This window comes from Devriesea agamarum (assembly GCF_900070355.1).
GTDB lineage: Bacteria > Actinomycetota > Actinomycetes > Actinomycetales > Dermabacteraceae > Devriesea > Devriesea agamarum.
Window position 1 is genome coordinate 54653 of sequence record NZ_LN849456.1, and the last position, 25323, is coordinate 79975.

Genomic DNA, 25323 nt, shown 5'->3' on the forward strand with positions numbered 1-25323 from the left:
GCAGGTCACAGCCTTGCAGGTCACAGCCTTGCAGGTCACAGCCTTGCAGGTCACAGCCTTGCAGGTCACGGCCTTTAGACGATGGGTGGGCGGGAAGCTAGTGGTGGGTTTGAGACCCCGCTGAGCGCTAGAGGTCGCTGCGACCTGAACGTCGAAATTCCCTAGACGTCACAGATCACCTCGAGCATCCGCGAATGTGGCGTAGTGAAAACCACGCGACCGATGCTCGGTGGAACATGCTTGAGGGCGTCGTAGCGGCGGTCGTGCTGATACGGCAAATTGTCCTGATAGATATAGCGAATGCCCTGGCGGCGCAGCGCCAGACACTTACGCGGCGATGTGTCTGCCTCCTCGGCATCCCGAAGCAGCGCGGCGTCCTCCTCTGTCACCTGGGTGCCGGCGACCGGAAAGTGCACTTGCTGCCCGAACAGAATGTACAGGTATGGGGCCCCTGAGAATGGGCTCGCTAACACAACCCCTTCATGGTTCATCTCGGGCCCATACCGGGTGAAGGCTTCCAGCTCGGCCTCGCGCACAAAACGCGGCCGGTCGGGGTAGGACAGGTCAGCGTTTTTCGCCGTGTTGTCGAGCCGAACCGGAATAGTCGCAAGCGTGGCGAGCGCGCACAGCACCGCGCAGGCGATACCAACCAGCTTCGGTACCCGGATGGCAACATCACCCGTCCCGGACCGGGCACTAGCCCGAGCGCTGAGGCGCGTACTCCACACGGACACGCGCCGAGCCCACCAGGCGAGCCCGCCCGGCATGAGAATCACTAGCACCGCCGTCAGGAGCACCGAGATCCGGTCCTGGCCGCGGTAGAAGAGTGCCGACAGGCCCAGTGGCGAGTCCACTGAGGCATCGATGTACAACGCGGCCATCACAATCCACCATGCGGCTAGCCATCGCGGTGCCCGGCCTGCGCAGGATGCCACCAAAGCGGGAAGAGCGACCAGCATAAAGACGGGGCCGAGAACCATCGGCCACACTGTGTAGAGCCCGCTCGCCACCTCGCCGAGACTTTGCGGGAGTGACACTTTCAGGCCGCCTTGAAACCCCGTCACCCGGTTAGCGAGCGGGGTTGCCATGAGAATCACAATCGGCGTGAAAGCAATGAGCGGGACGAGACCAGCGAGGGGCCGCTGCCGCCGACCTGGCCACCAGCTCACCGCAGTCCCCACCCCTGCGAAAAACAACGCTGCCACCGCCGAAATGGGGTGAGCAATCGCCAGACTGCTTAAAAAGAGGGCCGACAGGATGACGATGCCGACGAGTTCGCGCCATTGCGCCCCGGGTGCACTAAGCACGCGCCGCCAGCACAATAGGGCAAACGCGAGCACGCCCGGCAGAGCCGAGAACGCGGCGAGGTTCGGAATCGGCGAAAGATGGACCCACTCCGATAACGGGGCGGATGGGGCCAGCACCGCTGCCAGCGCGGCAACAGTTCCCGCGTAGCGAACCTTCGGCCAGGCAAGATGCGCCAGCACAGTCAGACCGACCGTCCAAGGAACGAGCAAGAGCACACTGACAGAAGCGTTGAGCAGAATCGGCAGGGGGACACCCGGCACCAGCGAGGTCAGGTCGTGGAAACCCGCCGGATAGAACGAGGGCACGTGGGCACTGGACGCGATCTCGCCCAGGTGCAGCGCTGAACCGTCGGCACCCTCATGGATCCACCGCAGTGCCACCAAGTGAAAAATGGTGTCCCAGCGCTGCAAAATAGCTGTCGGTGAACCGAATCCGATGGCGATGGGGATAAGTACCACGGCGATGGAGAAGGCCAGGCAGATTCCCGGACCGATGAGCTGCTTTGCTGGTCCCGGTCGGCCGCACAGCACGTGGACGGGGCTGCGTTCAGGAAGCCCCCGGACGACGAACCCTCCGGCGGACAGCAAAGCAGCGCTCAGAGCCGCCACCAGAGCCAGCGCGAAGAACGGGACCAGGCCCCACGGCACACCAATAAATGCTGCGATGATGGCGCTGAACCCAGCGAGTCCGAGCGATGCAGCGGGTGCCACCGCGACAGCCAGATACCACGGGATGCCCAGAAGTCTCAGCGCCGGAAGCGGCGGGACGAATGCGAGAAAGAAAATACCCGCCGCCGCATAGGCGAGGACCAGGATGTCGTTCACGAAGCGGTGGGGGAGCTCCCGGGTTCGTCCGTGCGAGGCGAGGGACGATCGGCAAGGCACCGTGTGCGAGCAACGTCAGGCTGTTCGGCTTCATCCAGCGCAATATGGCGGGCTAGGTAGGTGGTGCGTTTTTCAGCGTTCTTGGTTCGCGCTTCCTGGAGGGCAAGGAACCCGAGTAAAACCACCACGGTGGCGTACAAGAGAAGATCGGTGCCGCGCCCAACGCCGACAAACTTAGCTACCGCTGAGGTGAGGCCCGGGAAAATGACGGCGAGAACAGCAAAGCATGCGAACGCGATGATCAGCAGACGGCGGATAGCCAGCTGTTTTGCGCCGCGGTTGATCAGCATCCAGGCGGTAATCGCCACAATGCCGATGACCAGCAGGATTTGGGTGATGATCACCCTGGTTGGGTATTCCGCGAACGGACCCCCGAGGGCGAGTAGCTGGTCGGCAAGTGTGCTTGTCATAGTGTCCTCAGATCGTCGCGTTCGACCGCTGACAGCGACCGAACGGGAGGTCTTCTCGTCCTAGTGACGACGTGTGGTGCATGAACAGAGTATCGTTCAAGAAGGCCTTGGCGCTGTTTCGTGGCGCACAGGTTCCATCTGACGATGTCCGTTGCGGTGATATGCCGTATTCTGACATGCCGTATTCAGTTGCGTTGAAAACTCGCGCAACCAGTTTGATTTGTCCGCCGCATAAGCGTCAGCCAGGAGGTTGTCGATGCCCGACCTGACCGGGGAATTCACCACCTGGTTCGTGATCCCGCTCTACAACGAAGCCAGTGTGATCGGTGACGTGATTCGCCAGGTGCGGACACGATTCCCATTTGTGGTGTGCGTGGATGACGGTTCTACCGACGGCTCTGCGCAAGCAGCGCGTGAGGCAGGCGCCGTGGTTGTGCGGCATCCGTACAACATGGGGCAGGGTGCTGCCCTAAAAACCGGGATTGACTATGCACTTCGCGACCCGCAGATGCGCTGCGTGGTGACTTTTGACGCCGACGGACAGCACCGCTTAGAAGATGCTGAGGCAATGGTGGCACGAGTGGAGAACGAGGATGTCGATGTGATTGTCGGCTCCCGCTTCTTGGACGGTAGGACCAAGCCCGGCCTGCTTAAACGCATGGTGCTCAAAGCAGCGGTTGTGTATACGAATATGACCACCGGGGTGAAGCTGACGGATGCTCACAATGGTTTGAGAGCGCTATCCCGCCATGCGTGTGAGGTAATCGTCATCGAGCAAAACCGGATGGCTCACGCCTCTGAGATCGTGGCGGAATTTGGACGACGCAAGCTTCGGGTTAAAGAGCAGCCGGTGCACATTCTGTACACCGACTACTCGCGTGCGAAGGGGCAGTCACTGCTGAACTCGGTCAACATTTTGATCGACCTGATCATTAGGTGATCTAAGGCTTTTCCTTAGCTGCCGCGGTGCCATCTCCGATTGCTGCGAAAAACTTTTTGACCTCGGCGTCATTTACCTTGATTGCTACGCCCGAGTTCTTCGTGCGGTACGCCGGGTTTTCAATCGGCATTGTCAGCACGCGGTTATTGGATGATGCGTTGCGGAAGGCGAGCCCAGCCTGACCGAGCCCAAGTAAACCGGTTCCCGGGTCCGTCGTCAGCGAGTCGGTTCCAGCGCGCACCAGTGCCAGCTGCGAGAAGGGGTTTAGCACAGTCCCAGGGCTAACTACCCGCTTCATTAAAGACCCTACGAATTGCTGCTGACGTTTTTGCCGACCGAGGTCAGCCGTCGGGTCGAAATAGCGGGCGCGGACGAATGCCAGCGCCTGTTCCCCTCCGACATCGTGGCAGCCGCTGACCCAGTTCAAACCAGATTTAGGGTCGTTGACATTGCGATCTAAACAGAGATTGACCGTTCCCACAGCGTCAACGATGTTGCGAACCCCATCGAAGCCCACCTGCACATAGTGGTCCACGGTCAGACCGGTGAGGTTCTCGACGGTTTGCACCAGCAGCTTGGGTCCCCCGAAGGCGAACGCGGCATTGAGCTTGTACATTCCCTTGCCCGGGATATTGACCAGGGTGTCGCGAGGAAGCGATACCAAATACGACTTCCCGTTCGGGGCCTTATGTAAAAGCATCATGGTGTCGGCACGTTGGCCGCGGGTTCCGTCCTGCGGGACAGCATCCTCATTGGCCCGCGAGTCAGAGCCTGCGATCAGCCAGGTGGTTCCGCCGGTGTCGGGGGCGCCCGACAGCGCCTCAACATGGTGCATCCGGCCATTTGCCCAAAGGAAGAGCCCTGCGAACCAGCCCACGGTTACAACCAGCCACAGGATAATCAGGGTCCGAGCTAGGCGTGCCCAGCGCGGGAGCCGAAATCGGCGGCCTGGACCGTGCTGACGCCGGTCGCTAGGCATCGAATTGTCGACCCCGGACGGTGAGCTATTAAAGGCATGATCGGTGGAGTGGTGAGCAGGCGGGGCATAAGTAGATTCATAGCGTCTGCGTTCGCCTGCGGGCAGCGCACGGGTTGGGGTACGGGCAGGGGCTGGACCTGGAGGGTTGGAGCGAGAGCGACGAGTCCCGGGCTGGGGGACACGTGGAACTGGGCGGGCTGCACCACCGGGGCGTGCGCGCGAGGTCGAGGAGGGCCCTGGTTTCCGCGGGTCGTAGCCTGACACATCCACCGCCTTTTCTTATCGTCTGAGGTTCAGTCGACGGGTTGATTTCTTCCTAGTCCGAGTTCGTTAAGCGTTGCAGAGGCAAATCTACCCGGAGCTGTTATCTGGAACTGTCATACAGCTCTCATCTTGAGCGAATCAACGCATCGATAATTTTAGTGTCAACCATGTTTAGGCAGGTTTGAATACGCCGCCACTGAGGATCGCGCCCTCCTGGCCGCACCGCAAAAACGCCGGCGAAACGGGGTAAGCAGGGGATAAGTCAAGGGCGTGCGGCGGGAAAGGCGTGAGGTGGCGCATGTCCGCCCTAAGGTGGGGTTAAGGGTCTCATATGCGAATGGCTGCAGTGAGATGAGGAGACTTTGGGGAGGTTTCTTCGACACCCGGTGAGATCCCATAGCTCGTGGCGCAAATGCGCAGGGATAGCCTGGTTCTGCTTTGTAGACTGACACCATCGCAAGCAGCTACCGTGCTCGCGCTTTAGTTCACATTGATGGTTCCGCCCGAAGGAGCTTTATGCCCACGCGTCTTCGTCCCTCATCCAGGGTCCTCGTTGTCGGCGGAGCGGGTTTCATTGGTTCGCACTTACCCGCTGCCCTCCATGCGCTGGGTATCACGATGGGCGTCTATGACCTGCATCCGGTGAGATACCCGGTCCCCGACGGAATTGAGATTAAAGAACACCGCGGCGACATTCGAGACGTCGAGGCCCTCACAGAGGCAATGCGCGGCTACGACGCCGTGCTGAACCTAGCTGCTGCACACCACGACTTTGGAATCACCGAGGCCACGTTCGAGTCGGTCAACGTGGGAGGCGCACGCAGCATCTGCCAGGCGATGGAGCGCAACGGCATCCAGAATCTATGTTTCTACTCGTCTGTCGCCGTCTATGGCGAACACCAGGGAGAAGAGGGTTTCCCCGAGGTTCCCGACGAGAACACCCCGCCGCGTCCGACCAATACCTATGGCCGCACCAAGCTTGCCGCCGAAGATATTTACCGCCGCTGGCAAGCAGGTGATGGCGAGCAGCGGCGCCTACTCATCGTGCGCCCGGCTGTTGTGTTCGGACCGCGTAACGTAGCCAACGTTTTCCGCCTGATTGATCAGATCGCGCGCCGCCGCTTCTATCCGGTCGGCCCCGGATCCAACATTAAATCCATGGCATACGTGGAGAACATTGTTGCCGCGATTTTGACCCTGTGGTCGCGGCCCAGCGAACTGCCGATGGATCGGGAAATCTACAACTACGCCGATAAACCCGACCTCACCAGCGCGCAGGTCATCGCAATTATCCACGAAGCCTTGGGGCGACGAGCACCGAGTCACCCGCTGCCGTTGGCACCGGTCATGGCAGCGGCTAAACCCTTCGATCTGCTTGCGGGCGTCACCGGACGAGACCTGCCCATTACCTCAGCGCGAGTGCGCAAGCTCAGCGACGCGCGAACCCAGTTCGCTGCGGACCGGGTGCATTCGGTCTTCACCGCTCCGCGCACACTCGCCGAAGGCCTCGCCGAGATGGTGCGCTGGTACCGCGACACCCCCGTGTCTGAGCGTCCCCTGCCGCACCGGCCACCCGAACATGTGGTGCGCTTTGGACAGCAGGAAGGGCTGCCCGCTCCACGGGTAGTAGCAGTGGTTGTCAGCTACAACCGAGAGCAGCTGCTGCGCGAATGCCTCGATGCGCTCGCCGCACAGACCCGACCCGTCGACGCGGTAGTGGTGGTCGATAACGCCTCCACCGATGGTTCCGGTCAGGTTGCCGACAATCACCGGGTCGTCACCGAGGTGGTGCATCTGACCCGCAACGTCGGAGGTGCAGGCGGATTCGCTGCGGGCATTGCGCGAGCCATGCTGGCCCATCGCCCGGATTGGGTTTGGATCATGGACGACGACACCATCGCACGCCCCGAAGCCTTGGAAGCCCTTCTACGGGCCGCCTCGGGTCCGCAAGAGCAACCCGCCGTGCTCTCCTCCACCGCGGTGTGGACTGACGGGCGCGAACATCCGATGAACACCTCTCGTCAACGGCTCGGAGCCAATGACGACGAACTCGCTGCTGCCCAGGATGCCGGATGCCGTGCCATTCGCACTGCCTCCTTCGTGTCCGCCATGATCGATGCTCGTCACATCGCCCACGCGGGCCTACCCGAGGCCGACTACTTCATTTGGAGTGACGATTTCGAGTACACAGGCCGTATCCTGCGCAAGGGCCGAGGCCTGCGGGTGCCGGACAGCATCGTCGAACACCGCACCCGAGCCTTTGACTCCGCCCGCTCCGACCCGGGTGATCGGTTCTACTACGAGGTGCGCAATAAGATCTGGGCACTGCTTCGATCCGGGTCGTTTAGCTGGTGGGAAGCCGTTTTATACGGCGGTCGAACGGCTCTGTCCTGGGGCGGTGTGATAGTTCGCACCCGCGGTAAACGCCTGGGTGCCGGCCTGCGGGGCCTGCGGCACGCCGTGGGCTCTAAGCCTCGTCCCTCGGCAGCTGTGCTCGCCTCGGATCCCGCCAGCGCGGCCGATATTCGAGCGATGGAAGCGGTGAGACGTCCATGACGACACCGGAGCATGCCGGCTCTGGCCGAGCCAAGGGCAGTCATCGTAGCTCCGCTCACGGAGATGTCACCGTGCTCATGGCCGTGTGGAAGGGGGACCGTCCGGAGCTTTTAGCTCAGGCGTTGCGCTCGGCAGGGCCTGAGCAGACTCTTCCGCCCCGGGAGATCCTGGTGATGGTGGACGGTCCGCTCACTGCTGAGTTGGACGCTGTGCTGGACCAGGCCTCGCGCCAGGCACAAGACCACGGCGAGGTGCCGGTGCGCATTATTCGCTGTGCTGAACACCGGGGACTGGCCGACACTCTTGCCGACGGCGTCCGACAGGCTCGCACCGAGCTCATTGCCCGGGCTGACGCCGACGACATCAACGCGCCCGACCGTCTGGCACGGCAAGTACCGTTCCTCATTGACAATGACGTGGATATCCTCGGCAGCGCCATGCGGGAAATTGGGGCGGATGGATCTCCGGTAGCTGGAGCACCGGTGCGCACCCGTCCGATAGACCAAGCCGAGATCCGCCGTTACGCACGCACCCACAACCCGTTCCAGCATCCGACGGTGCTGATGCGTCGCCGCGTGGTGCTGAACGCAGGTAACTACCACCGAATGCCCTATCTGGAAGACTGGTGGCTGTGGATCCGGATGCTCATGATTGGTGCCCGGGCTGCAAATCTCAACGAACCGTTGGTGTCCTATCGCGTAGACGCTGGCCTGTATGCCCGGCGAGGTGGTCTGGAACTTGTGAAAAGCGATATCCGATTGCACCGCCTTTTGGTAACGACCGGTTTCACCCCGTGGCCGCTAGCGCTGCGGAACTTGGCGGTGCGGATCGCCTACCGTGTGGTTCCCAATCGGCTGCGGTCGCGGATGCACCGGCTGTTGGTGAATCGAGTGTGATGTATGACCCGCCTGCAGACTTTGGCAATACGTCCTTCACAAGGCCTGCACGGTGCTTAGGTTACTGTGAAGGGCGTTCTTATGAGAACCGTTCGTAGATGGCCGGGACGGAGATGCCGGCACAGTGGAAGAGGTAGACAACGTGAGCACTCCTGACCTCCTGATTGTCGGATCGGGATTCTTCGGACTAACCATTGCCGAGCGAGCAGCGCGAGAACACGGCCTGAAGGTGACCGTGATTGACCGCCGCGACCATATCGGCGGCAACGCATATTCCGAACCGGATCCTGAAACCGGTATCGAAGTACATCGCTACGGTGCGCACCTGTTCCACACCTCCAATGAGCGGGTATGGGAGTACGTCAATCGATTCACCACGTTCACCAACTATGTACATAAGGTGTATACCGTCCATAAAGGCGTGGTGTATCCGATGCCGATCAACCTCGGCACCATCAACCAGTTCTTCCAGACCGCATACTCACCGGGCGAAGCGAAGGCGCTGATCGCTGAACAGGCTGGCGAACTTGCAGGCCAGGATCCGGAAAACCTCAACGACAAAGGTATTTCCCTGATCGGGCGTCCGCTGTATGAAGCCTTCATCAAGCATTACACGGGTAAGCAGTGGCAAACCGATCCCAAAGATCTACCCGCCTCAATCATCTCCCGGCTCCCGGTTCGCTACACCTACGACAACCGCTACTTCAACGACACCTACGAAGGGTTGCCCACCGACGGGTACACCGCGTGGATTGAGCGGATGGCAGACCACCCAAATATTGAGGTGAAACTGTCCACCGACTTCTTTGATGCTTCACAGCCGCTCAATAAAGAAGCAGTGACCGGACAGGTCCCCGTGATCTACACCGGTCCAATCGACCGCTACTTCGATTACCAAGCGGGCGATCTCAAATGGCGCACGATCGACTTTGAAACCGAACATCTTGATGTCGGTGACTTCCAGGGGACGTCGGTGATGAACTACGCCGACGAAGATACCCCCTACACCCGGATCATCGAACCGCGCCATTTCCACCCGGAACGGGATTACGTGAAGGATCGCACCGTCATCATGCGCGAGTTCTCGCGCTTCGCGGACAAGGGCGATGAACCGTACTACCCGATTGCATCGGCCAGCGACCGCGCCATGCTGGAGACATACCGGCAACTCGCTGCCGACGCACCGCTCACACTGTTCGGTGGGCGGTTGGGTACTTACAAGTACCTCGACATGCACATGGCGATCGCTTCGGCGCTCACCATGGCCGATAACGACCTGCCCGCGCTCGTGCGTGGCCGTACCACAGGGGCAAACTAATGAGTGCCAAGACCCAGAAAAACAGCAATGCTAAAGACGAGCCGCTCGCCATTGAGCACGGCGAGGATCGTCGGGTTTTGCAACGCCTCATTTTCCCGACTGAAACCGCGCCCGACATTATCCCGCTGTATATCGAACGCGGTCAGGCCCGGAACACGTCGGCTGGAGGCTCCTTTGGCCTCGGTTCCGGCAAAGAGCGCGGCACCCAGACTGATATTCGCCAGTTCGTGAACAGTCAGCCCATGCTCGATGCCTCCGAGCTCGTGGCGCGCCACAGCGTTCGGGTTCCCTCCGGTGAGATGCGTTCGTTCGGCACCTACTTCAACGCGTTCCCGGCGAGCTACTGGCGCCGCTGGACACCCGTGCGGGAAGTACGCTTGACCATCTCCACCAAGGGGACCGGCCAGATCATCGTGTACCGCTCGAACGCCCGTGGCAGCATGCAGCGGCACGATCTGCGACGGGTCAGCGGAAACACGGTCACCGTGTTCGACCTTCCGCTGGCGGCTTTCGGAGACGGCGGCTGGTACTGGTTCGATATTCACGGCGGCACCAGCGAAATTACCGTGCTCGAAGCGGACTGGAGCACCGATGCGAGCCTCGCCCGCACTCGCGGCACCATTTCAATCTCGATGACCACGATGAACAAGGTGTCGTACTGTCTCGACAATATTCGTGCGATCTCGGAAGATCCCGCGGTGCGCGAAGTGCTGGACACCATGTATGTCATCGATCAAGGCTCTGACCGCCTACGCGATCACGCTGAGGACCTGGCGCCGCTGGCCAAAGAGATGGGTGATCAGCTCACCATCATCGAACAGGGAAACATCGGTGGCTCCGGCGGGTTCTCCCGCGGCATGTATGAAACCACCAAAGCGGGCCGTTCAACGTACGTGGTCAACAGCGACGACGACATCGTCATCGAGCCCGAATCGCTTCTTCGCTTAGTAACCTTCGCGGACTACGCGACCACCCCGACCCTGGTCGGGGCACACATGTTCGACTTGAACAACCGGTCGGTTCTGCATACCTTCGGCGAAATCGTCGATCCGTGGCGCATTCAGCCCGCTCTGCCCCACGACGACATGGTGCTCGGCCACGACTTCTCCGAGTCGGGGCTGCGCTCAACGCCCTGGCTGCATCGCCGAGTCGATGTGGACTACAACGGCTGGTGGATGTGCCTCATTCCGGTCGAGGCGATTCGCAAGATCGGTTTATCGCTGCCGGTCTTCATTAAATGGGACGACGCCGAATACGGTCTGCGCGCGCGCAACGCCGGATTCCCCACGGTGAGCCTGCCCGGCGCCGGTGTTTGGCACATTAGCTGGACTGATAAGGACGACCTGGTCGGTTGGCAGGCCTACTTCCACGAGCGCAACCGGATCATCACCGCGCTGCTGCACTCGCCCTACGATCACGGCGGACGAGTGGTCAAAGAGTCGCAGTTCATGGACATCAAACACATCCTGTCCATGCAGTACTACACCCAGAAGGGTCGTTTAATGGCCCAGCGGGATGTGCTGGATGGCCCCGACGCGCTGCACGGCAACATCGGAACTAAACTGCCGGAAATCCGCGCATTGGCCGCATCATTCTCTGATGCGCACGGTGGCAAAGACGTGACGGACTTTCCGCCTACTAAGGTGGATAAGCCTCCGCACAAGGGACGACCGTTCTCCCAGCCATGGCGTCCGCTCGTTCCGCTGTGGACCCTGAAGACCCTCGCCCGCCAGTTCGCGGTGAAGCCTAAGCCAGGGAGCGACAAGAACCCGCAGGCAGTTATCGCCCACCAGGATGCTCGCTGGTGGCGGCTCGCGCACTACGACAGCGCACTGGTCTCCAATGCGGAGGGCACCCAGGTGTCCTGGTATCGCCGCGACCCCGAGACCTCCCGCGAAATGCTGGTCGATGCCGTTAAAGTCCACGCCGAACTGTTCCGCCGCTGGTCACAGCTGCGCGATGACTACCGTGAGGCAGCCGGACGGATCTGTTCACTCGAGGCCTGGGAAAAGACCTTCGAGGCGGCGACGCCGAAGAGCACGGAGGGCTCGGCCCGGTGAGTATTGCGGTCCCAAGCCGGGTTGAGCGCGCCGAAGGGTGGCGCTCACCCGGCCAGGATTCCGGATGGTTAAACCCATTCGTCAATCGGTTCCTGCTGCACCTTTTGGTGAAGAAAGAACTGCGGGTGCGCTACCGCGGCAGCATGCTCGGTATGGCGTGGAGCTACGTCAAACCCGCCGTCCAGTTCATCGTGTTCTACATAGCCCTGGGCGTGTTCTTGGAACTCAACAAGGGCGTACACAACTATGCGGTGTACCTGTTTTCCGGCATCGTGGTGATTAACCTTTTCGGTGAAACCCTCGGGAACTGCACGCGGTCCATCACGGGAAATGATTCCTTGGTCCGGAAGATCTATCTGCCGACGGAACTTTTTCCTTACTCGTCGATGATCGTGGCGCTTATCCACTTCATTCCGCAGCTTCTGGTGCTGGCGGTGGGTGCGCTGCTCGTCGGCTGGAGCCCCGGCCTCATGCAGCTCGGGGCGATTGCGCTGGGTTTAATCATCCTGATCATGCTGACGCTCGGACTCGGTATGCTCACAGCCGCTTTAAATGCGGCTTTCCGCGATATTGAAAACTTCGTGGACATGATCGTGATGGTGCTGACCTGGACGTCCCCGATCATGTACCAGATTACGAAGGTGCGCCACGCGGTGGGTGACGGAGTCCTATACCTGCTTTACTCGCTCAACCCCCTCACCATTGTGGTCGAGCTTTTCCACTACGGTTTTTGGCAGCACACCGATGGTGTGCAGCTCGATGCGGGGCAGGCAGCGGTCTACAACCAGATTCATGGATTGTGGTGGGCGGGCCTATTGATTGCGCTCGCAGTGTTCGTGATCGGCAACTTCGTGTTCGAGCGCTCGAAGCGCTCGTTCGCGCAAACGCTGTGAGAGAGGCGAGATGAGTACGCAGCAACCCGAGGTGGCCGGGGGCACGGATGCGCGGAACGCGACCAGTCACGACATGATCCGGATTGAAAACGTCACGAAGCGTTTCGTTCTAAACCATAATCATTCGCTCAAAGAACTCGCCTTTGCCGCGTTGCAGCGAAAGAAATTGTCCGACTCCTTCACGGCCCTGTCGGGAATTGATCTGAGAGTGGGGGCCGGGGAAACCGTCGGCCTGATCGGCTGGAATGGTTCGGGTAAGTCAACACTGCTGAAAACGATTTCAGGTGTTCTGTTCCCGGACGAGGGCCGAGTTTTGGTGCGAGGCCGAGTCGCCGGCCTGATCGAAGTGGGTGCTGGCTTTCACCCGGATCTTTCTGGCCGTGAGAACGTCTACCTTAACGGGGCGATTCTCGGTATGGACCGGGAAAGCATCGATGCCTGTTTCGATGACATCGTGGCATTCAGTGAAATTGAAGAGTTCATCGATAACGACGTGAAGTACTACAGCTCCGGTATGTTCTTGCGTCTCGCCTTTTCGGTCGCTGTCCACACCAACCCGGATATCTTCCTCGTCGACGAAATTCTGTCGGTCGGGGACGAGCCGTTCCAGCGCAAATGTCTTGACCGGATTCACTCGCTTCAGGAGGCAGGCCGCACCATGGTCGTGGTCTCCCACGAGCTCGACATGCTCGAAAAGCTGTGTAGCCGAATCGTGTACCTGAAGCAAGGCAAGATCGAGTACGACGGCGCTCCCGCCGAGGCGATCTCGCGCCTGCGTGCTGCCTAGCGCTAACTCGCTGAGGTACCCGTTTACCAGACGTGAGGCGTCCGATCGCTTCTAGCTGGGGGTATCCGTGAATGAACCGACTGGCCGAGAGTAACCATGGCTGCGCTGGATAGCTCAGGTCACCTGGCTTAAGAGCTGAGCTTAGGTAGCTGTTCATCCGCTCTCTGCCGCGCAGTGAGTCCTCTCGGAGAGGCCACCACGCAGGAGCCGCTGAGCCAGGTGCGAAGCGCATCGGCGATACTCGGTTGCTGGGGGGATGACTGGGATACCGCATCGAAGATGTGACCCTGCCATAAAAGCGGCTGGTTGGGTTCTGCTTGACGCAGGCCCGGCGATAATCCGTCTGACGCTGACGCTGACGCTGACGCTGACGCTGACGCTGACGCTGACGGGGCCGGTCCCACCCAATCCGATGGCGCGTCAAGAAGATCATCCGGCATAGCGCGCACCTCGCTAATCCAGTCGTGAACCAGCGGTGGGAGCGGGCCAGGCCACGCCGGGGTGAGGCCTACCGTCTGCACGGCTATTACCTCAGCGTCGGTGAGCGCTGATGCGGGCAGTGCCATGACTTCGTCCGGACGGTCGGTGGCAATAGCCCCCACAACGATGTCCTGCCACATCTCCTCAGCCGCTAGTTCACTGAGTAAACGCTGGTTATTCAGCGAATCGAGGTTGGCCTCAGCGAAGCTGCTGCCAGGAGTCTTACGGGCTGTATCAGCGAAGCCGCTGGCATGGGGCTCGCCGCAGGGGGCGTGGCGAGTCCTGTCTTCCGGTGCGGTGTGGCTGCCAAAACGGTTGCCCGGACCCGGTAGGACGGTAATGCCGCGCAGCCAGGCTGCGATGGCCAGCACGGTCGTCTTCCAATGAGCGCCCAGGTCGAGCACAAGGGCATCTCCCGGGTTGAGAAACATCTCTTGCTGGAAATGGTTAGCGGTTTTGCTGACCCAGTTCACTAGAACGTGCCCGGACAGTTCCACCCGTTCATCGCTGCCATCAGGGGTTCCGTACCATATGAGCGCGGGTCGGGAACCGCGCTCTCGCCAGGCCCGCATGAGATCGGCGCCGGTGTTAGATGCGCTGGTAAGGGGCTCATAGGTGAACATCGGCAGACTCTCTACTGGCGGTGGGCGGGTATGGCGGAGAACGTCCGCGAATATGGGTTGCGGTCGTGCTGTGGGCGAGCGTTATGAATATCGAGGTCGCCCACGCTCGATAGGGGAATCCTCATGAGTGTGGACCACGGTTACGAGTATGGGCGACGGCCAAAGTATTAAGCGTTTGAATAGCTAGTCCTGAAATAACTGGAAACAACTAGCCGCCGCGGTCACGCGCCTGGGCCGCCTCAGGACGAGGATACGGGGTCGGGCCGTTGGAGTTCGACGTGAGGTGGCAGATTCTCGGCACGCAATGCGACCCGAAGTCGTTCAGCGAGGGCGCCCATCTCCAGCAGAAGAGCCACGCCAGCAGAGGTACCGGGATCGATGCTGGACGGGGGAGTGAGTGCGATGCGTGAACCATGAAGCTCAACCTCGATACCGGTGCCGGTGACGAATCGAGTTGTCTCCGGGGGATACTCGGCTGAGCCGATGGCGATGTTGATGGCGCGCCGACGCCGTACATCGTCTGGTTCAGGATCGACACTGGCAGGTTCGACGCAGGCTAAATCGATGCCCAGCGCCACCCAGACCGATTCCAGACTTGCATACGGGAACCAGTCTGTGCCGTCCGTGCGATTAAGAAGCCGGGCAGAATGCTCCTGACCATCGACCAAATGGGCCAGTCCGCGCACAATCACCACGGGGACCCCGTTGGACTTGGTGCGGGCCAGGTCGCAGGCGGCACAGATTTCGTCGGCGACCGCTCGAACGGTCACGTTCAGTTGGCGACCCGTTCTATCAGGCGTCCCCCTCAGGTCTTCGAGGACGGTTAATCCGCTGGCGCCGAGTGCAATGTCGGCGACCCCGAACCGCCACGGTCGGGACACCGTATCGGTGAGAAGCACGCCCATGCGGACCCCAGTGGACTTTTCAAGCGCGGCTCGGATGGTGTGTGCATGAGCATCGGCGTTGTCGGGCAGGATCACAATCTGTCCTTCGGGCGCATTCGATGCATCGATTCCCGCCGCAGCCATCACTGGTCCGGCCTGAGAGCGCACGACGGTGGTGACTTTCGTTCCGCCAATCCGTCGGGCCACGATACTGTCCGTAGCGTGCGCGAGGACATCGGTATAGGAGTGCCGGCTCGCGGTCAGCCCCAATGATTTCGAGACAATTTTGGTGCTGATACACAAAATATCGCCATTCCTTATCGCTAGAGGAGAGCGATGCGGTGCGTGACCTATCGGTGGGGGTGCCAGGTGGGCGGTTAACAGGTCGGCTAGATCTGTTCCGGCTGTGATCTCCGGCAGATTCGGAATGGGGAGCGCGGTGATGCCCTGTGGGATTGCAGGTTGGTGGCCTGGCTGTCCGGGCGAGTTCAATAACGGATCATGTAACGGTGGGATGAGCGGTGGCGATGGCTGGACCTGTGACGGCGGTTTGGGTGCCGGTTTGGGTGATGACGTCGTCATAGTGTGTCCTAACCATGAGGTGGAAGGTGCGGTGCGCGGGCGAAGCTGACCGCGCAGTGCGTGGATCGTGGACTTGAGTCATTGGCCTTAAAGTGCCGATAGTCTAGGTGTCAGGGTCCGCTGATCGGTGAATATTCCATCTGCGAGCGGAATCGCTTGACGGGATCGACTTACACGGGTGTAATTAAAGGTAATCCAGCTTTGCATTATTGGGGCATGGACCTCAGGGTGCGAGAACGCTCGGGAGGCACGCTCTGCCGGGCAACCTCGTACCGAACCCGCCGAGGTTTTGTTCCATCATGTGATCCGCACTACCATCGTGGATCATCAGATCGACCTCATGATCCGTTGTCGGTATGAAACCTGCAAGACCGGTCTGGACTCCTTGACCGTCGGAAGGAAACTGCCATTATGTCCGAGAGTAGACGAGAGCACACCGTAGTCGAGCTGTCCCTGGTGGATCTCGGGTCCTTCGTCGACCTCGAAGAAGACGGTGGCGAGATGTCGTGGCAGGAACGTGCTCTGTGCGCCCAAACCGACCCCGAAGCGTTTTTCCCTGAAAAGGGCGGATCCACTCGGGAGGCGAAAAAAGTCTGTGTGTCCTGCGAAGTGCGTGCAGAATGCCTGGAATACGCCCTTGCGCATGATGAACGGTTCGGTATCTGGGGTGGCCTATCCGAACGCGAACGCCGCAAACTCAAGCGCCGGGCTGTCTGAGCCCGGCTGATCGTGACTGCTACGCATATAACTGCTCTCCTGCTTCTGACTGGTTCGGCCGAAACCGGTCCGGCCTCGCTCACCCTGCAGGCTTTGTCCAAGCAGACCCACCCCATAGATCACGTCGATGCGATTGTGTGCGGCGCACCCAGCGCTGACCTGCGGGAACTGCTCGATGCTATGCGTCAGGGTGGTTTGAACATCACAGATCGCACCGTCTCGAGCACGCTATCGCTCGGGGGCATACTCCGCAGACACATGGCAGGAACCGGGTCAGGGGGATCTGCGGATACGGACTCAGATCACCGGCTGGATGGCGCCTCAGATCGCCCGACGGACTTGGCATCGGACAGCGAAGCTGATCCACAGACCGAACAGTTCCTGTGGATCCTTGACGACCAAGCAGCTCCGGCCCCAGATTGTCTTGAGCACCTGGTTGCCGCTGTGCGCACTCACGACGACGTGGCAGTGCTGGGCTGCAAACAGCTCCTTCCTCTCGGAGATATGCGAGGACCGGAACATTCGGACGGTGTGAGCATGAATCACACCGCCGTAACTTCGCAAGACGAGCTGTCCGATAAACCGGATTATGACTCCCCAGAGTCCGACCAGAAAACACCGATTCGTGACGCATCGTCTGCCCGTCATCTCGTCGAGGTAGGTTTCACGGTGACGCCCGGTGGCCGCCGGGTGACAGGCATTGACCCCGGGGAGATCGACCAGGGGCAAGCAGACTGGCGCAGTGACGTGCTGGCCGTGAACCCCCAAGGTCTCTTACTGCGCACACCCATTGCGGCCCGACTCGGTGGAATTGACCCCGCGTTCGATGCCCAGTGGGGGGTTGCAGACCTTTGCCGCCGGGTATGGCGCGCCGGATACAGAGTCCAGGTCATCCCCAAAGCACGGGTGATCGCCGGGGGAAGTCCGCGCGAAGCATCATGGCGTGTATATCGGCGTGGCCAAGTACTCGCGCAACTCACCCGGTTCCCACTCATCGTCGCCCTGGGGATTTTGCTGCTGCTGCCGTTTGTCACCGTGGTGCGGCTAGTCTCAGCCATCGTTGTGCACACACCGGGACGACTCATCCAAGACCCAGCCGCGATAGCCGGAGTGTATCGGCGCGCACCAGGCGTTTTGCTGAGATCCCAGCGCACCCGCACCAGGCGTCCAGTTCCTCGCAAAAACCTGCGCCACCTCTACGTGTCATTCTCAAGGGCCTTGCGCGACCGTTGCGACGATGCGGTTGCGGGCATGGTGCCCACCGACGCAGCCCGACGTCCCGACATCACCGTGGGTATCGGAGGCAGCATCCACGACCGCAGCGGCGCTGGCTACGGAAGCCACGCGGTGATAGGTCTAGTACTCACAGCGGTGAGCGCACTCGGGGCGGGTTTCCTGTTGCATCCGCTATTGCGCTCAGGGCATTTCAGCGGACCAGGTCTGATCGCTTGGCCGGAAGACCCAACGGCCAGCTGGCAGGCAGGGACCTCGTCGTGGATACCGGCGGCGCTCGGTCACAGGGGCCCCGCCGATCCTCTCCTCCGGCTGATCTCGCACCTGCCCGTCTCCGGCGAGGTCGCCATGACGGTGCTATTCGTCGGGGCAATTCCTCTGTCGGCGCTCACCGCATGGTGGGCGTTCGGGTTGCTGACCAGGTCGGCACCGGTTCGACTAGTGCTGGCACTCGGCTGGGCGCTCGCCCCACCGTTACTCGGAGCTTTGCGAGACGGCAGCTGGCCCCTTCTGCTCGTGCAGATTGCACTGCCGCTGGTGTTGCTGGGAATCGGTCGCGCGATTGGAATTGGAGGGCCGACCCGTCCCCCGCTTGCGGCCGCAGCAGCCGGGGCAGGCTTGGCTTTATTGCCGGTCGCAGCGGTGTCTCCTGCCGCCGGCGTACTCGTTGTGTGCGCCCTGATACCGATCGCATGCTTCGTCCCGGGGCGCAGAATGCGCTTACTGTGGACGGCGATCCCCACGCTGGCGCTGCTCGCGCCCATCGCACCGTATGCACTGCGCGACCCGCGGATCCTGCTGGCAACCTCAGGGGTGCCGTCCCAAAATCTCCACGGCGGCGTGTGGGATCTTCTCGCGGGCTGGCCGCACGGACCGCTGAATGCGGACTCGTTAGAGCGTATTTTTGGTCCTGCGGCAGCTGTGATTTCACCGTGGCTTGTGCTGTTCATGCTCGCTCCGTGGGTGCTGCTTGCCGCAATAGCCATCTTCTTACCATCCCGGGCGGGCACACTAGCCCGACTGTGCGTGCTCGGCGCTGGCATTGCGATGGCCCTCGCGGTGTTATCGCGCCATACCGCGGTCGCAATTATCGATGGCGCCACCCGCACCGGTGATGGCGCTGTGCCCGTGGCATGCGCGGTTCTTGCTCTTCTCGCCGCCGCCGCATGCGCCCTGGACACTTTAGCGGCCCCTGGCCCCCGTCGATCGCGTGTCGTATGGCGGCGTATCGCAGCCGTGGTCATGACCGTGAACCTCGTGACCGTTATCGCCCTCACATTCATGTGTCTGCCGCCCCAGCTCGGTATCCAGCGCACCGGCGGCCTCACGGCCCAAGCCGCAGAATCAGCGACACACCCGAGCAGTGACACGGCTCAACCCGAATCTGCAGCACCGGATTATCTTCCGGCTGCGGCAGCTGATCAAGGCCTCAGTTCTCGCCAGGCACGTACCTTAGTCTTCACGTCGGGTTCCGATAATCGCTTTCACGCCCGGTTGATCCGGGGCGACGGTAAGGATTTGACGCGCAGTTCGGTCATCGCTGAAGCTCGCGGGATCATCGGCTCCCGGCTTGACGTGTCGCCAATGCCTCTCGACGCCGCTGATAACGCTCTGGGGCACGCCGCGGCGACGTTACTCTCTGACGGACACGACCCGACCCGAGCGTTGCAGACCCTCGCGGTCGCGTACGTTTACGTTCCCGGTCACGCCGACGACCAGGCCGGAGCACGCTTGCGGGCGCTGCTGGATAGCTCCGATGTCCTCGAACAGGTCACCCGCACCGAGCAGGGATCACTATGGCGAGTGCTCGCCCCGTCTTCCCGCGCCATGCTGATCGCAGGCTCGCCCGACAGCATGGACTCCCTACAAGGCCGACCGCTGTCAATCACGGCACTTCCATCGGAAATTATCCGGGTGAGGACGCATGTCGATGCTGCTGAACATCCCCGCACTCTCGTGCTGTCCGAACGCCATGACGGGCAGTGGCAAGCCTGGCTAGGCGGAGTTGAGCTCGTACCTGCGGTGGTGGACGGCTGGGCCGAAGGCTTTGCGATTCCCGCTGGTGCCTCCGGTGAACTCATCGTCGATCACAGCGGCCAAGTTCCGATGTGGATTCTGGGATGGGTGCAGGACGCAATCTGGCTGCTGGCCATTTTGGCAGCTCTGCCATGGCGCCGTCGCTCTGTGCGGTTGCGGGAACTAGCCGTGGCAGCGCGGCACAGTCAGGCTCACGGCAACACGCCCCAGCCTGACACGGAGTCGGAGACGGAAAGTCGTGAAGAACCCGACAAGCCGGTTATTCGCGACGCAGATCAATTAGGAGACGGCCCACGATCTTCGTCGGGGACCGACCAATTGGCCCAGTCAGGCGAGGTAGAACCGGCCCGCCCTGGCGCCCCCGATCAGCACCGAGCGGAGGACTCATGAGCCGACGATCCCGCGGGCGCACACCCGACCGTACACATTTCAGCCGCTCGGACCGACCATTTCTCCGGGTTCTCGCAGCACTTGGTAGCACCCTGCCTTTGATTGCCGTGGGCGCCTACGCGGTCCATGCCCCACAGGCGCCCTCGCGACCGGTTACCCAGCACATCACCAGCATCGCGGCAGGCCCGACAACCCTCAGCTGCCCCGGACCACTTGTCATGCCAGACCCCGGCGCTGCAGGCAACAACACCGACGACCAATTTGCTCTTACCCCTCCCTCGAACTCCTCAACCGTGCGCGCCGTGGCGATTGACGGCCAGTCCCCGCTGCTCTTCGGGCAAACCCTCGGGGCCACAACCACAGGGGATATCGCCCCCAAACCGCCGCAGCTGCGTCTGACCGGGGATGCAGCAGCACCCAAGGACGCTGTGAAAAGCGCGGCTCCACTCGCAATTGCACTGGGAACCCTCGCCACATCCGCTGCGCAGCCCGGAGCTGAACTGCGAGCCGGCGGAACCACCGGTATGGTCGCCGACACGGTGCAAAGCACGATCACGCCGACGGGCGATTTTCGTTCGGCCACACTTGCCCGGTGCGCCCCGGCCCGGACTGATGCGACGTTCGCCGGATTGAGCACCGCCAACGGCAAAGCCTCACTGTTAGTTTTGACGAACCCGTCGTCCCGGCCAGCAACAGTCACGATGACCGCCTGGGGGGAGCGGGGACCGGTCGTGTTGCCACAGTCATCCCACGTGGTGGTCCCCGCCCGCAGCACCCAGAACGTGTTGCTTGACGCGCTTGTGCCCAACGCACAGTCCCTCACCGTGCGGATGTCGACGAACGGCATACCGGTAAACGCCCATGTTCAGATCACTGGACGGAATGGGCTGACACCGCAGGGCGCCGTTCACATGACCGCTGACGCCGTGGCAGCTAGCGATAGCGTCCTGGCTGGAATCCAGGTGACAGCCGGGGCTCCTGCGCCGCGCCTGTCGGTCACGAACTCATCGGCGTCCCCAGCGCATGTCACCTGGCAAGTGCAAGGTAGCTCAGGTGATGTCCCCGCAGGCGCAGGGCGCATTGATGTACCCGCGGGAACGGTGTCCAATGTCGAGCTGCGGGGCCTTACACCCGGTTCCTACGCGCTGGCACTATCGTCTGAAACGCCGGTGGCGGGGGTTGTTACCGTGGACGAGGTCGGCACGTCACCAGATGGCCCCGGCCAGCAGGCACCCCAAGATTTTGCCGTGGTCACGCCCGCTGCGGGAATTACTGATGCGGCTGCGCTGGCCGTTCCGGTAGATGCGTCGGGAGATTCGATCGTGTTGACCAGTGATCAAGCCGGAGGGGTGAGTCTCATCCCAGTCGCAGCCGACGGCACCGCAGGCACCCCGTCAACCGTTGAGGTTGGACGGAATACAGCGCTCGCTGTGCCACTGAGTCAGCTCAGCGTGAAAGGCTCTGGTCCGGCTGCGGTGATTCTTCGTCCGGATGTTCCCGGGGCGGTCCATGCAGCTCTCGTGCATCGGCCCAACACGCCGCACGGCCCGTTGCTGTCCGTCTTGCCGTATGATGCCGCGACCACCGGCCAGCACGATGCGCCTCCCCAGATTGTGGTGGAACGCTAAACGTCCCAGGCCTGTGGATCAATCTCCTCAGGGGGACGCGAAAGCATCGCTCCGATTTGCTCACTGAGCACCTGTCTAATCAGCAGACTGAGCTCTGACGGGTCGGCGCACCTGGTAACAATCGGTCGACGATACATCACAATCCGCGGTGGATGGAGTCGGTCTGACGGGAAATAGCGACCGAGCGGGACCACATTGTCTTCCCAGGGTGCCGGATCCGACGGCGGAGCATCCTCGACTGTGACCTGCAGGTAACGCAATTTGTGGCCGAACCGTTGGATTGCGATATGCGCGGCTGCCGTCACGTCATCCTCAAATATCTCCCGCCGGGTGCGATGACCGGGAAGATGCATGGGCACCACGCTGCCTCTAAACCCGCGGCCGTGCCGGTCCCGGCGGCGTGGAGTTGAGCGAGGACTGGGGACGGGATGACTCGATGAACTCGCAGCGGACACACCCTCACTCTAATCTCGTCTTCTTCTAGGCACTTGCCGGGGGTTTGTCGTGGACAGGTCCAGGTTGGACCGGACAGGGCAGATCCGGAGTGAAAAGACCGGGGGCTGTAGTTGGGAACTAACCTGCTTGCGCAACGTGTTGGAGCATTGACTGTGCTAGACGTGGCGCGGTCGACATATCCCTTTCGTGGTGGCGTCGCCTCTGGTGCATCCAGCGCCGATACAGTGGACCCGTGGCTCTTCGTGAATGCTCCCGGACCGCATGCGGCAAAGCTGCGGTGAGTACCCTCACCTACGTGTACGCCGATTCGACGGCGGTTTTGGGACCTCTCTCCCGGCAAACAGAACCTCACAGTTACGATCTGTGCCGCGATCACGCTGAGCGTTTAACCGTGCCCAGGGGTTGGCGCATTATCCGGGTTCCGGTGACTGAACGGCCCGGGGATGAGATATCGGCGCTGGCCGACGTCGTGCGCGAAGATCCATCCCCCAAGCAACGGATTGCGGGAACACACGAGACTCCCGCTGGACAGACTCCTGGCTCCCGACACCTGCGTATCGTAAGGACAACCGATGACAGTTAGTGACCGCATGCGTGAGCACGGCACCGCCCACACTTCCCGCGCCGTTGATCTAAGCGCTCTGGTCAAGGCTTATGACGTGCGCGGACATGCGCAGGCTCAGTTCACAGCTGAGGTTGCTGAAGCGTTCGGCGCAGCTTGCGTCGATGAACTGCGAGCCGAGCGGTCCGAGCACGACGCTGATCAGGTGCTGAGCTTGCTGGTTGGACACGATATGAGAGTGTCCTCGCCGACGCTGTCGGATGCTTTTGCCCGAGGTGCCGCGCGGCGCGGCGCCCAGGTCATTGAGATTGGCCTGTGCTCTACCGATCAGCTGTACTGCGCCTCCGGGCGAAAGCAGCTTCCCGGTGTCATGTTTACAGCCAGCCATAATCCGGCCCCGGATAATGGCATGAAAATGTGTCGGGCGGGGGTCCGTCCTATCGGCCGAGATACCGGGTTGGCTGCGATGCGGGATCGCGCCGAGGACTATCTGCGCACCGGTGTGATCGACCAGAGGGGGGAGGGGAGCCGTCTGCGTGAGGATACCTTGAGTGACTATGTGGACACTGTCTGTGCGCTGGTACCCATTGAGGGGCGCCGTCCGGTGCGCGTGGTGGTTGATGCCGCGAACGCTATGGCGGGTCTGACCGTACCGGCGGTAGCTGAGCGTCTGCCGTTCCTGACCGTGATTCCGCTGTATTTCGATCTCGATGGCACGTTCCCCAACCATGAAGCCAATCCTCTAGATCCGAAAAACCTTGTGGATTTGCAGGCGGCAGTGCGAGAGCACGGTGCAGATCTTGGATTAGCGTTCGACGGCGATGCTGACCGCTGTTTCATCGTTGATGAACAGGGTAATGCTGTGTCGGCGTCGGCGATTACCGCATTGATTGCGACGCGTGAAATTGAACGCGCGCGTGAACAGGGCGAGGATGCTCCCGCTGTGGTTGCGAATCTGGTGTCGTCCCGTCATGTCAGTGAAGCGATCCATGCGGCAGGTGGACGGCATGTGCGCAGCCGGGTCGGGCATTCGCTGATTAAAGCTCTGATGGCGCAGAACAATGCGGTGTTCGGTGGCGAACATTCGGCGCACTACTATTTCCGGGATTTTTACTTTGCTGATTCTGGGATGCTGGCTGCGTTGCATGTGCTCGCGGCTTTGGTGGAAACAGACGGCCCGGTCTCGCAGCTACTGGCGGAGCATTCTCCGTATGTGGCGAGCGGTGAACTGAATTCGCGGGTTGCGGATGTTCATCGTGCGACCGAGGCGGTGCGCAGGGCATTTGCATCGGTTAACGGCGTTGAGTTTGACGACCTGGATGGTATGACTGTCACTCGCTGGGACGATGAGAATCCGCGCGATGACGACTGGTGGTTTTCTCTGCGTGCATCGAATACGGAACCATTGCTGCGACTAAACGTTGAGGCCCGTAATGAGCGAGTGCGCGATGAAATCCGGGATCAGGTTTTAGACATCGTCCGCGCCTGAGGAGTGTTCGCCATTCCGGTTGAACCGGTTGAACCGCTCCGTTTACGTGCGCGGGGCAGCCGGGGTGGACCTGTGATGTGGGCTAGATGGATTGATAAACGGCAGGTTTCCGAGTCGTTTATTGATCTCATCTAGGCGTTCTGAACGCTTGTGTAGCCGGAGGATGTCGCGCCGAGTGCGTTCGGCAAGGAGGGCGGTTAAAAACAGTTCCGGGTTTGTTCCGGGCGGTGGCGGCGGTGCGACATAGGGTAGGGCCTGCTGCACGAGGTCTCGCCCTAACCGCCGTCGGGATTCCGGGTGAATTTTAGCGGCCCGGGGAAGGAAACCTCGGATCTCATGAACGAGCGGATCGGGTAGATGGCCGAGATCGGCGGTCGCGGCCCACACCTGGAGCGAGGCGGGCACGGTGAGCGGATTGGCACGCCGGATCGCCATGCGTTCTTGAATCACGTAGGTGCCGGCCAGCATGTCGCCAAGACGGCGTGAGCGTCGGTCAATCATCGAGGTGACTAATGCAATGGCACCGGTGGTGATCCACAATTCGCCGACGCCTGCAATGGACCTGAGGATGCTCTGGCGCAGTTGGACCGGCCCACCATCGTCGCGCACCACGCGGGTGCCTAGGGCTAAACGGCCCAGTGAGCGGCCTGAGAACACCTGTTCGCAGATGACGGGGTACCCGACGAACGCCAAGACGCTCACGATGACCGCAAGCGCTGCTCGAGCCGCCTCGTTCAGTTGGTCCGCGGTGAAGAAACTAATGCCAAAAACGGCACCGAACAGGAAACACAAGATGACCAGTGCATCAATCAGGAAGGAGAGGATACGCACGCCGAAAGGAGCTGGTCTCAGTGACAGTGCAACGCCTTCACCGAGCACCACTCGGTCGCGATGCCCGGTGCTGTGATTGCTGTTCATGCGATATATCCTCGCGCGCGGTTCCTGCC

General features: G+C 61.3%; 19 protein-coding genes and 1 pseudogene. 12 read left to right on the top strand and 8 right to left on the bottom strand.

Features of this window, described 5'->3' with window-relative positions:
* Nucleotides 1–10: 10 nt before the first annotated feature.
* The 3 genes and pseudogenes from BN1724_RS13515 to BN1724_RS00260 all read right to left on the bottom strand — a co-directional run.
* Nucleotides 11–64: pseudogene (locus BN1724_RS13515) on the bottom strand (pentapeptide repeat-containing protein); the annotation flags it as partial.
* A gap of 97 nt (nucleotides 65–161) precedes the next feature.
* Nucleotides 162–2132: a DUF6541 family protein gene (locus BN1724_RS00255; protein WP_058233764.1), complete on the bottom strand. Its 1971-nt coding sequence runs from the start codon at nucleotides 2130–2132 to the stop codon at nucleotides 162–164.
* A complete protein-coding gene (locus BN1724_RS00260; RefSeq protein ID WP_058233765.1) occupies nucleotides 2129–2602 on the bottom strand; it encodes a DUF2304 domain-containing protein in 474 nt (157 codons plus the stop codon). Before BN1724_RS00260 ends, BN1724_RS00255 begins: the two co-directional genes overlap by 4 nt.
* A gap of 256 nt (nucleotides 2603–2858) precedes the next feature.
* On the opposite strand from BN1724_RS00260, the gene BN1724_RS00265 reads away from it, so the two are divergent.
* Nucleotides 2859–3542, top strand: a complete 684-nt coding sequence (locus BN1724_RS00265) for a glycosyltransferase family 2 protein (RefSeq protein WP_058233766.1) — start codon at nucleotides 2859–2861, stop codon at nucleotides 3540–3542.
* A gap of 1 nt (nucleotide 3543) precedes the next feature.
* Here the strand turns inward: BN1724_RS00265 and BN1724_RS00270 are convergent, their stop codons facing one another.
* Nucleotides 3544–4785 carry an LCP family protein gene (locus BN1724_RS00270; protein WP_231928101.1) on the bottom strand — a complete coding sequence of 414 codons (1242 nt, stop codon included), beginning with the start codon at nucleotides 4783–4785 and terminating at the stop codon, nucleotides 3544–3546.
* A 516-nt stretch (nucleotides 4786–5301) separates the two neighbouring features.
* On the opposite strand from BN1724_RS00270, the gene BN1724_RS13465 reads away from it, so the two are divergent.
* The 6 genes from BN1724_RS13465 to BN1724_RS00300 all read left to right on the top strand — a co-directional run bounded on the left by BN1724_RS13465 (nucleotide 5302) and on the right by BN1724_RS00300 (nucleotide 13295).
* Entirely contained in the window at nucleotides 5302–7341 is a 2040-nt protein-coding gene (locus BN1724_RS13465) for an NAD-dependent epimerase/dehydratase family protein (protein ID WP_084252597.1), read from the top strand.
* Entirely contained in the window at nucleotides 7338–8237 is a 900-nt protein-coding gene (locus BN1724_RS00280; RefSeq protein ID WP_058233767.1) for a glycosyltransferase, read from the top strand. The genes BN1724_RS13465 and BN1724_RS00280 overlap by 4 nt, the downstream gene beginning before the upstream one ends.
* Before the next feature lie 142 nt (nucleotides 8238–8379).
* Complete coding sequence (gene glf / locus BN1724_RS00285; RefSeq protein WP_058235624.1) at nucleotides 8380–9555, top strand: UDP-galactopyranose mutase; 1176 nt, start codon at nucleotides 8380–8382, stop codon at nucleotides 9553–9555.
* Entirely contained in the window at nucleotides 9555–11615 is a 2061-nt protein-coding gene (locus BN1724_RS00290) for a glycosyltransferase (protein ID WP_058233768.1), read from the top strand. The genes glf and BN1724_RS00290 overlap by 1 nt, the downstream gene beginning before the upstream one ends.
* Complete coding sequence (locus tag BN1724_RS00295) at nucleotides 11612–12508, top strand: ABC transporter permease (RefSeq protein WP_058233769.1); 897 nt, start codon at nucleotides 11612–11614, stop codon at nucleotides 12506–12508. Before BN1724_RS00290 ends, BN1724_RS00295 begins: the two co-directional genes overlap by 4 nt.
* A gap of 10 nt (nucleotides 12509–12518) precedes the next feature.
* Nucleotides 12519–13295: an ABC transporter ATP-binding protein gene (locus BN1724_RS00300; protein WP_058233770.1), complete on the top strand. Its 777-nt coding sequence runs from the start codon at nucleotides 12519–12521 to the stop codon at nucleotides 13293–13295.
* 128 nt (nucleotides 13296–13423) lie between these two features.
* Here the strand turns inward: BN1724_RS00300 and BN1724_RS00305 are convergent, their stop codons facing one another.
* Together BN1724_RS00305 and BN1724_RS00310 are read right to left on the bottom strand one after the other, a co-directional pair.
* Nucleotides 13424–14398 carry a TIGR03089 family protein gene (locus BN1724_RS00305; RefSeq protein ID WP_058233771.1) on the bottom strand — a complete coding sequence of 325 codons (975 nt, stop codon included), beginning with the start codon at nucleotides 14396–14398 and terminating at the stop codon, nucleotides 13424–13426.
* 239 nt (nucleotides 14399–14637) lie between these two features.
* Nucleotides 14638–15864 carry a coenzyme F420-0:L-glutamate ligase gene (locus BN1724_RS00310; RefSeq protein WP_058233772.1) on the bottom strand — a complete coding sequence of 409 codons (1227 nt, stop codon included), beginning with the start codon at nucleotides 15862–15864 and terminating at the stop codon, nucleotides 14638–14640.
* A 501-nt stretch (nucleotides 15865–16365) separates the two neighbouring features.
* Between BN1724_RS00310 and BN1724_RS00315 the strand changes: the two genes are divergently transcribed.
* From BN1724_RS00315 to BN1724_RS00325, 3 genes are read left to right on the top strand one after another with little or no spacing between them, the layout of a single operon-like run.
* Nucleotides 16366–16581: a WhiB family transcriptional regulator gene (locus tag BN1724_RS00315; protein WP_157085896.1), complete on the top strand. Its 216-nt coding sequence runs from the start codon at nucleotides 16366–16368 to the stop codon at nucleotides 16579–16581.
* 12 nt (nucleotides 16582–16593) lie between these two features.
* Nucleotides 16594–20241, top strand: a complete 3648-nt coding sequence (locus tag BN1724_RS00320) for a glycosyltransferase family 2 protein (protein WP_058233774.1) — start codon at nucleotides 16594–16596, stop codon at nucleotides 20239–20241.
* Nucleotides 20238–21869 carry a DUF5719 family protein gene (locus tag BN1724_RS00325; RefSeq protein ID WP_058233775.1) on the top strand — a complete coding sequence of 544 codons (1632 nt, stop codon included), beginning with the start codon at nucleotides 20238–20240 and terminating at the stop codon, nucleotides 21867–21869. Before BN1724_RS00320 ends, BN1724_RS00325 begins: the two co-directional genes overlap by 4 nt.
* Here BN1724_RS00325 and BN1724_RS00330 read toward each other — a convergent pair.
* Complete coding sequence (locus tag BN1724_RS00330; RefSeq protein WP_084252599.1) at nucleotides 21866–22222, bottom strand: metallopeptidase family protein; 357 nt, start codon at nucleotides 22220–22222, stop codon at nucleotides 21866–21868. The two genes, BN1724_RS00325 and BN1724_RS00330, sit on opposite strands and share 4 nt — an antisense overlap.
* Nucleotides 22223–22557: 335 nt before the next feature.
* On the opposite strand from BN1724_RS00330, the gene BN1724_RS12415 reads away from it, so the two are divergent.
* Together BN1724_RS12415 and BN1724_RS00335 are read left to right on the top strand one after the other, a co-directional pair.
* Complete coding sequence (locus BN1724_RS12415; protein WP_231928102.1) at nucleotides 22558–22908, top strand: DUF3499 domain-containing protein; 351 nt, start codon at nucleotides 22558–22560, stop codon at nucleotides 22906–22908.
* Nucleotides 22898–24376 (top strand): phosphomannomutase/phosphoglucomutase, encoded by a 1479-nt coding sequence (locus tag BN1724_RS00335; RefSeq protein ID WP_231928103.1) that lies wholly within the window; start codon nucleotides 22898–22900, stop codon nucleotides 24374–24376. The genes BN1724_RS12415 and BN1724_RS00335 overlap by 11 nt, the downstream gene beginning before the upstream one ends.
* Before the next feature lie 42 nt (nucleotides 24377–24418).
* Here BN1724_RS00335 and BN1724_RS00340 read toward each other — a convergent pair whose 3' ends face one another.
* Nucleotides 24419–25294 carry an RDD family protein gene (locus BN1724_RS00340; protein WP_058233777.1) on the bottom strand — a complete coding sequence of 292 codons (876 nt, stop codon included), beginning with the start codon at nucleotides 25292–25294 and terminating at the stop codon, nucleotides 24419–24421.
* Nucleotides 25295–25323: the final 29 nt, after the last annotated feature.

What these genes read in the sequence shown, in the direction of transcription:
- BN1724_RS00260 (WP_058233765.1), bottom strand. Translation starts at nt 2,602, where the DNA reads ATGACAAGCACACTTGCCGACCAGCTACTCGCCCTCGGGGGTCCGTTC.
- BN1724_RS00265 (WP_058233766.1), top strand. Translation starts at nt 2,859, where the DNA reads ATGCCCGACCTGACCGGGGAATTCACCACCTGGTTCGTGATCCCGCTC.
- BN1724_RS13465 (WP_084252597.1), top strand. Translation starts at nt 5,302, where the DNA reads ATGCCCACGCGTCTTCGTCCCTCATCCAGGGTCCTCGTTGTCGGCGGA.
- BN1724_RS00280 (WP_058233767.1), top strand. Translation starts at nt 7,338, where the DNA reads ATGACGACACCGGAGCATGCCGGCTCTGGCCGAGCCAAGGGCAGTCAT.
- BN1724_RS00290 (WP_058233768.1), top strand. Translation starts at nt 9,555, where the DNA reads ATGAGTGCCAAGACCCAGAAAAACAGCAATGCTAAAGACGAGCCGCTC.
- BN1724_RS00300 (WP_058233770.1), top strand. Translation starts at nt 12,519, where the DNA reads ATGAGTACGCAGCAACCCGAGGTGGCCGGGGGCACGGATGCGCGGAAC.
- BN1724_RS00305 (WP_058233771.1), bottom strand. Translation starts at nt 14,398, where the DNA reads ATGTTCACCTATGAGCCCCTTACCAGCGCATCTAACACCGGCGCCGAT.
- BN1724_RS00310 (WP_058233772.1), bottom strand. Translation starts at nt 15,864, where the DNA reads ATGACGACGTCATCACCCAAACCGGCACCCAAACCGCCGTCACAGGTC.
- BN1724_RS00315 (WP_157085896.1), top strand. Translation starts at nt 16,366, where the DNA reads ATGTCGTGGCAGGAACGTGCTCTGTGCGCCCAAACCGACCCCGAAGCG.
- BN1724_RS00325 (WP_058233775.1), top strand. Translation starts at nt 20,238, where the DNA reads ATGAGCCGACGATCCCGCGGGCGCACACCCGACCGTACACATTTCAGC.
- BN1724_RS00330 (WP_084252599.1), bottom strand. Translation starts at nt 22,222, where the DNA reads ATGCATCTTCCCGGTCATCGCACCCGGCGGGAGATATTTGAGGATGAC.
- BN1724_RS00335 (WP_231928103.1), top strand. Translation starts at nt 22,898, where the DNA reads ATGACAGTTAGTGACCGCATGCGTGAGCACGGCACCGCCCACACTTCC.
- BN1724_RS00340 (WP_058233777.1), bottom strand. Translation starts at nt 25,294, where the DNA reads ATGAACAGCAATCACAGCACCGGGCATCGCGACCGAGTGGTGCTCGGT.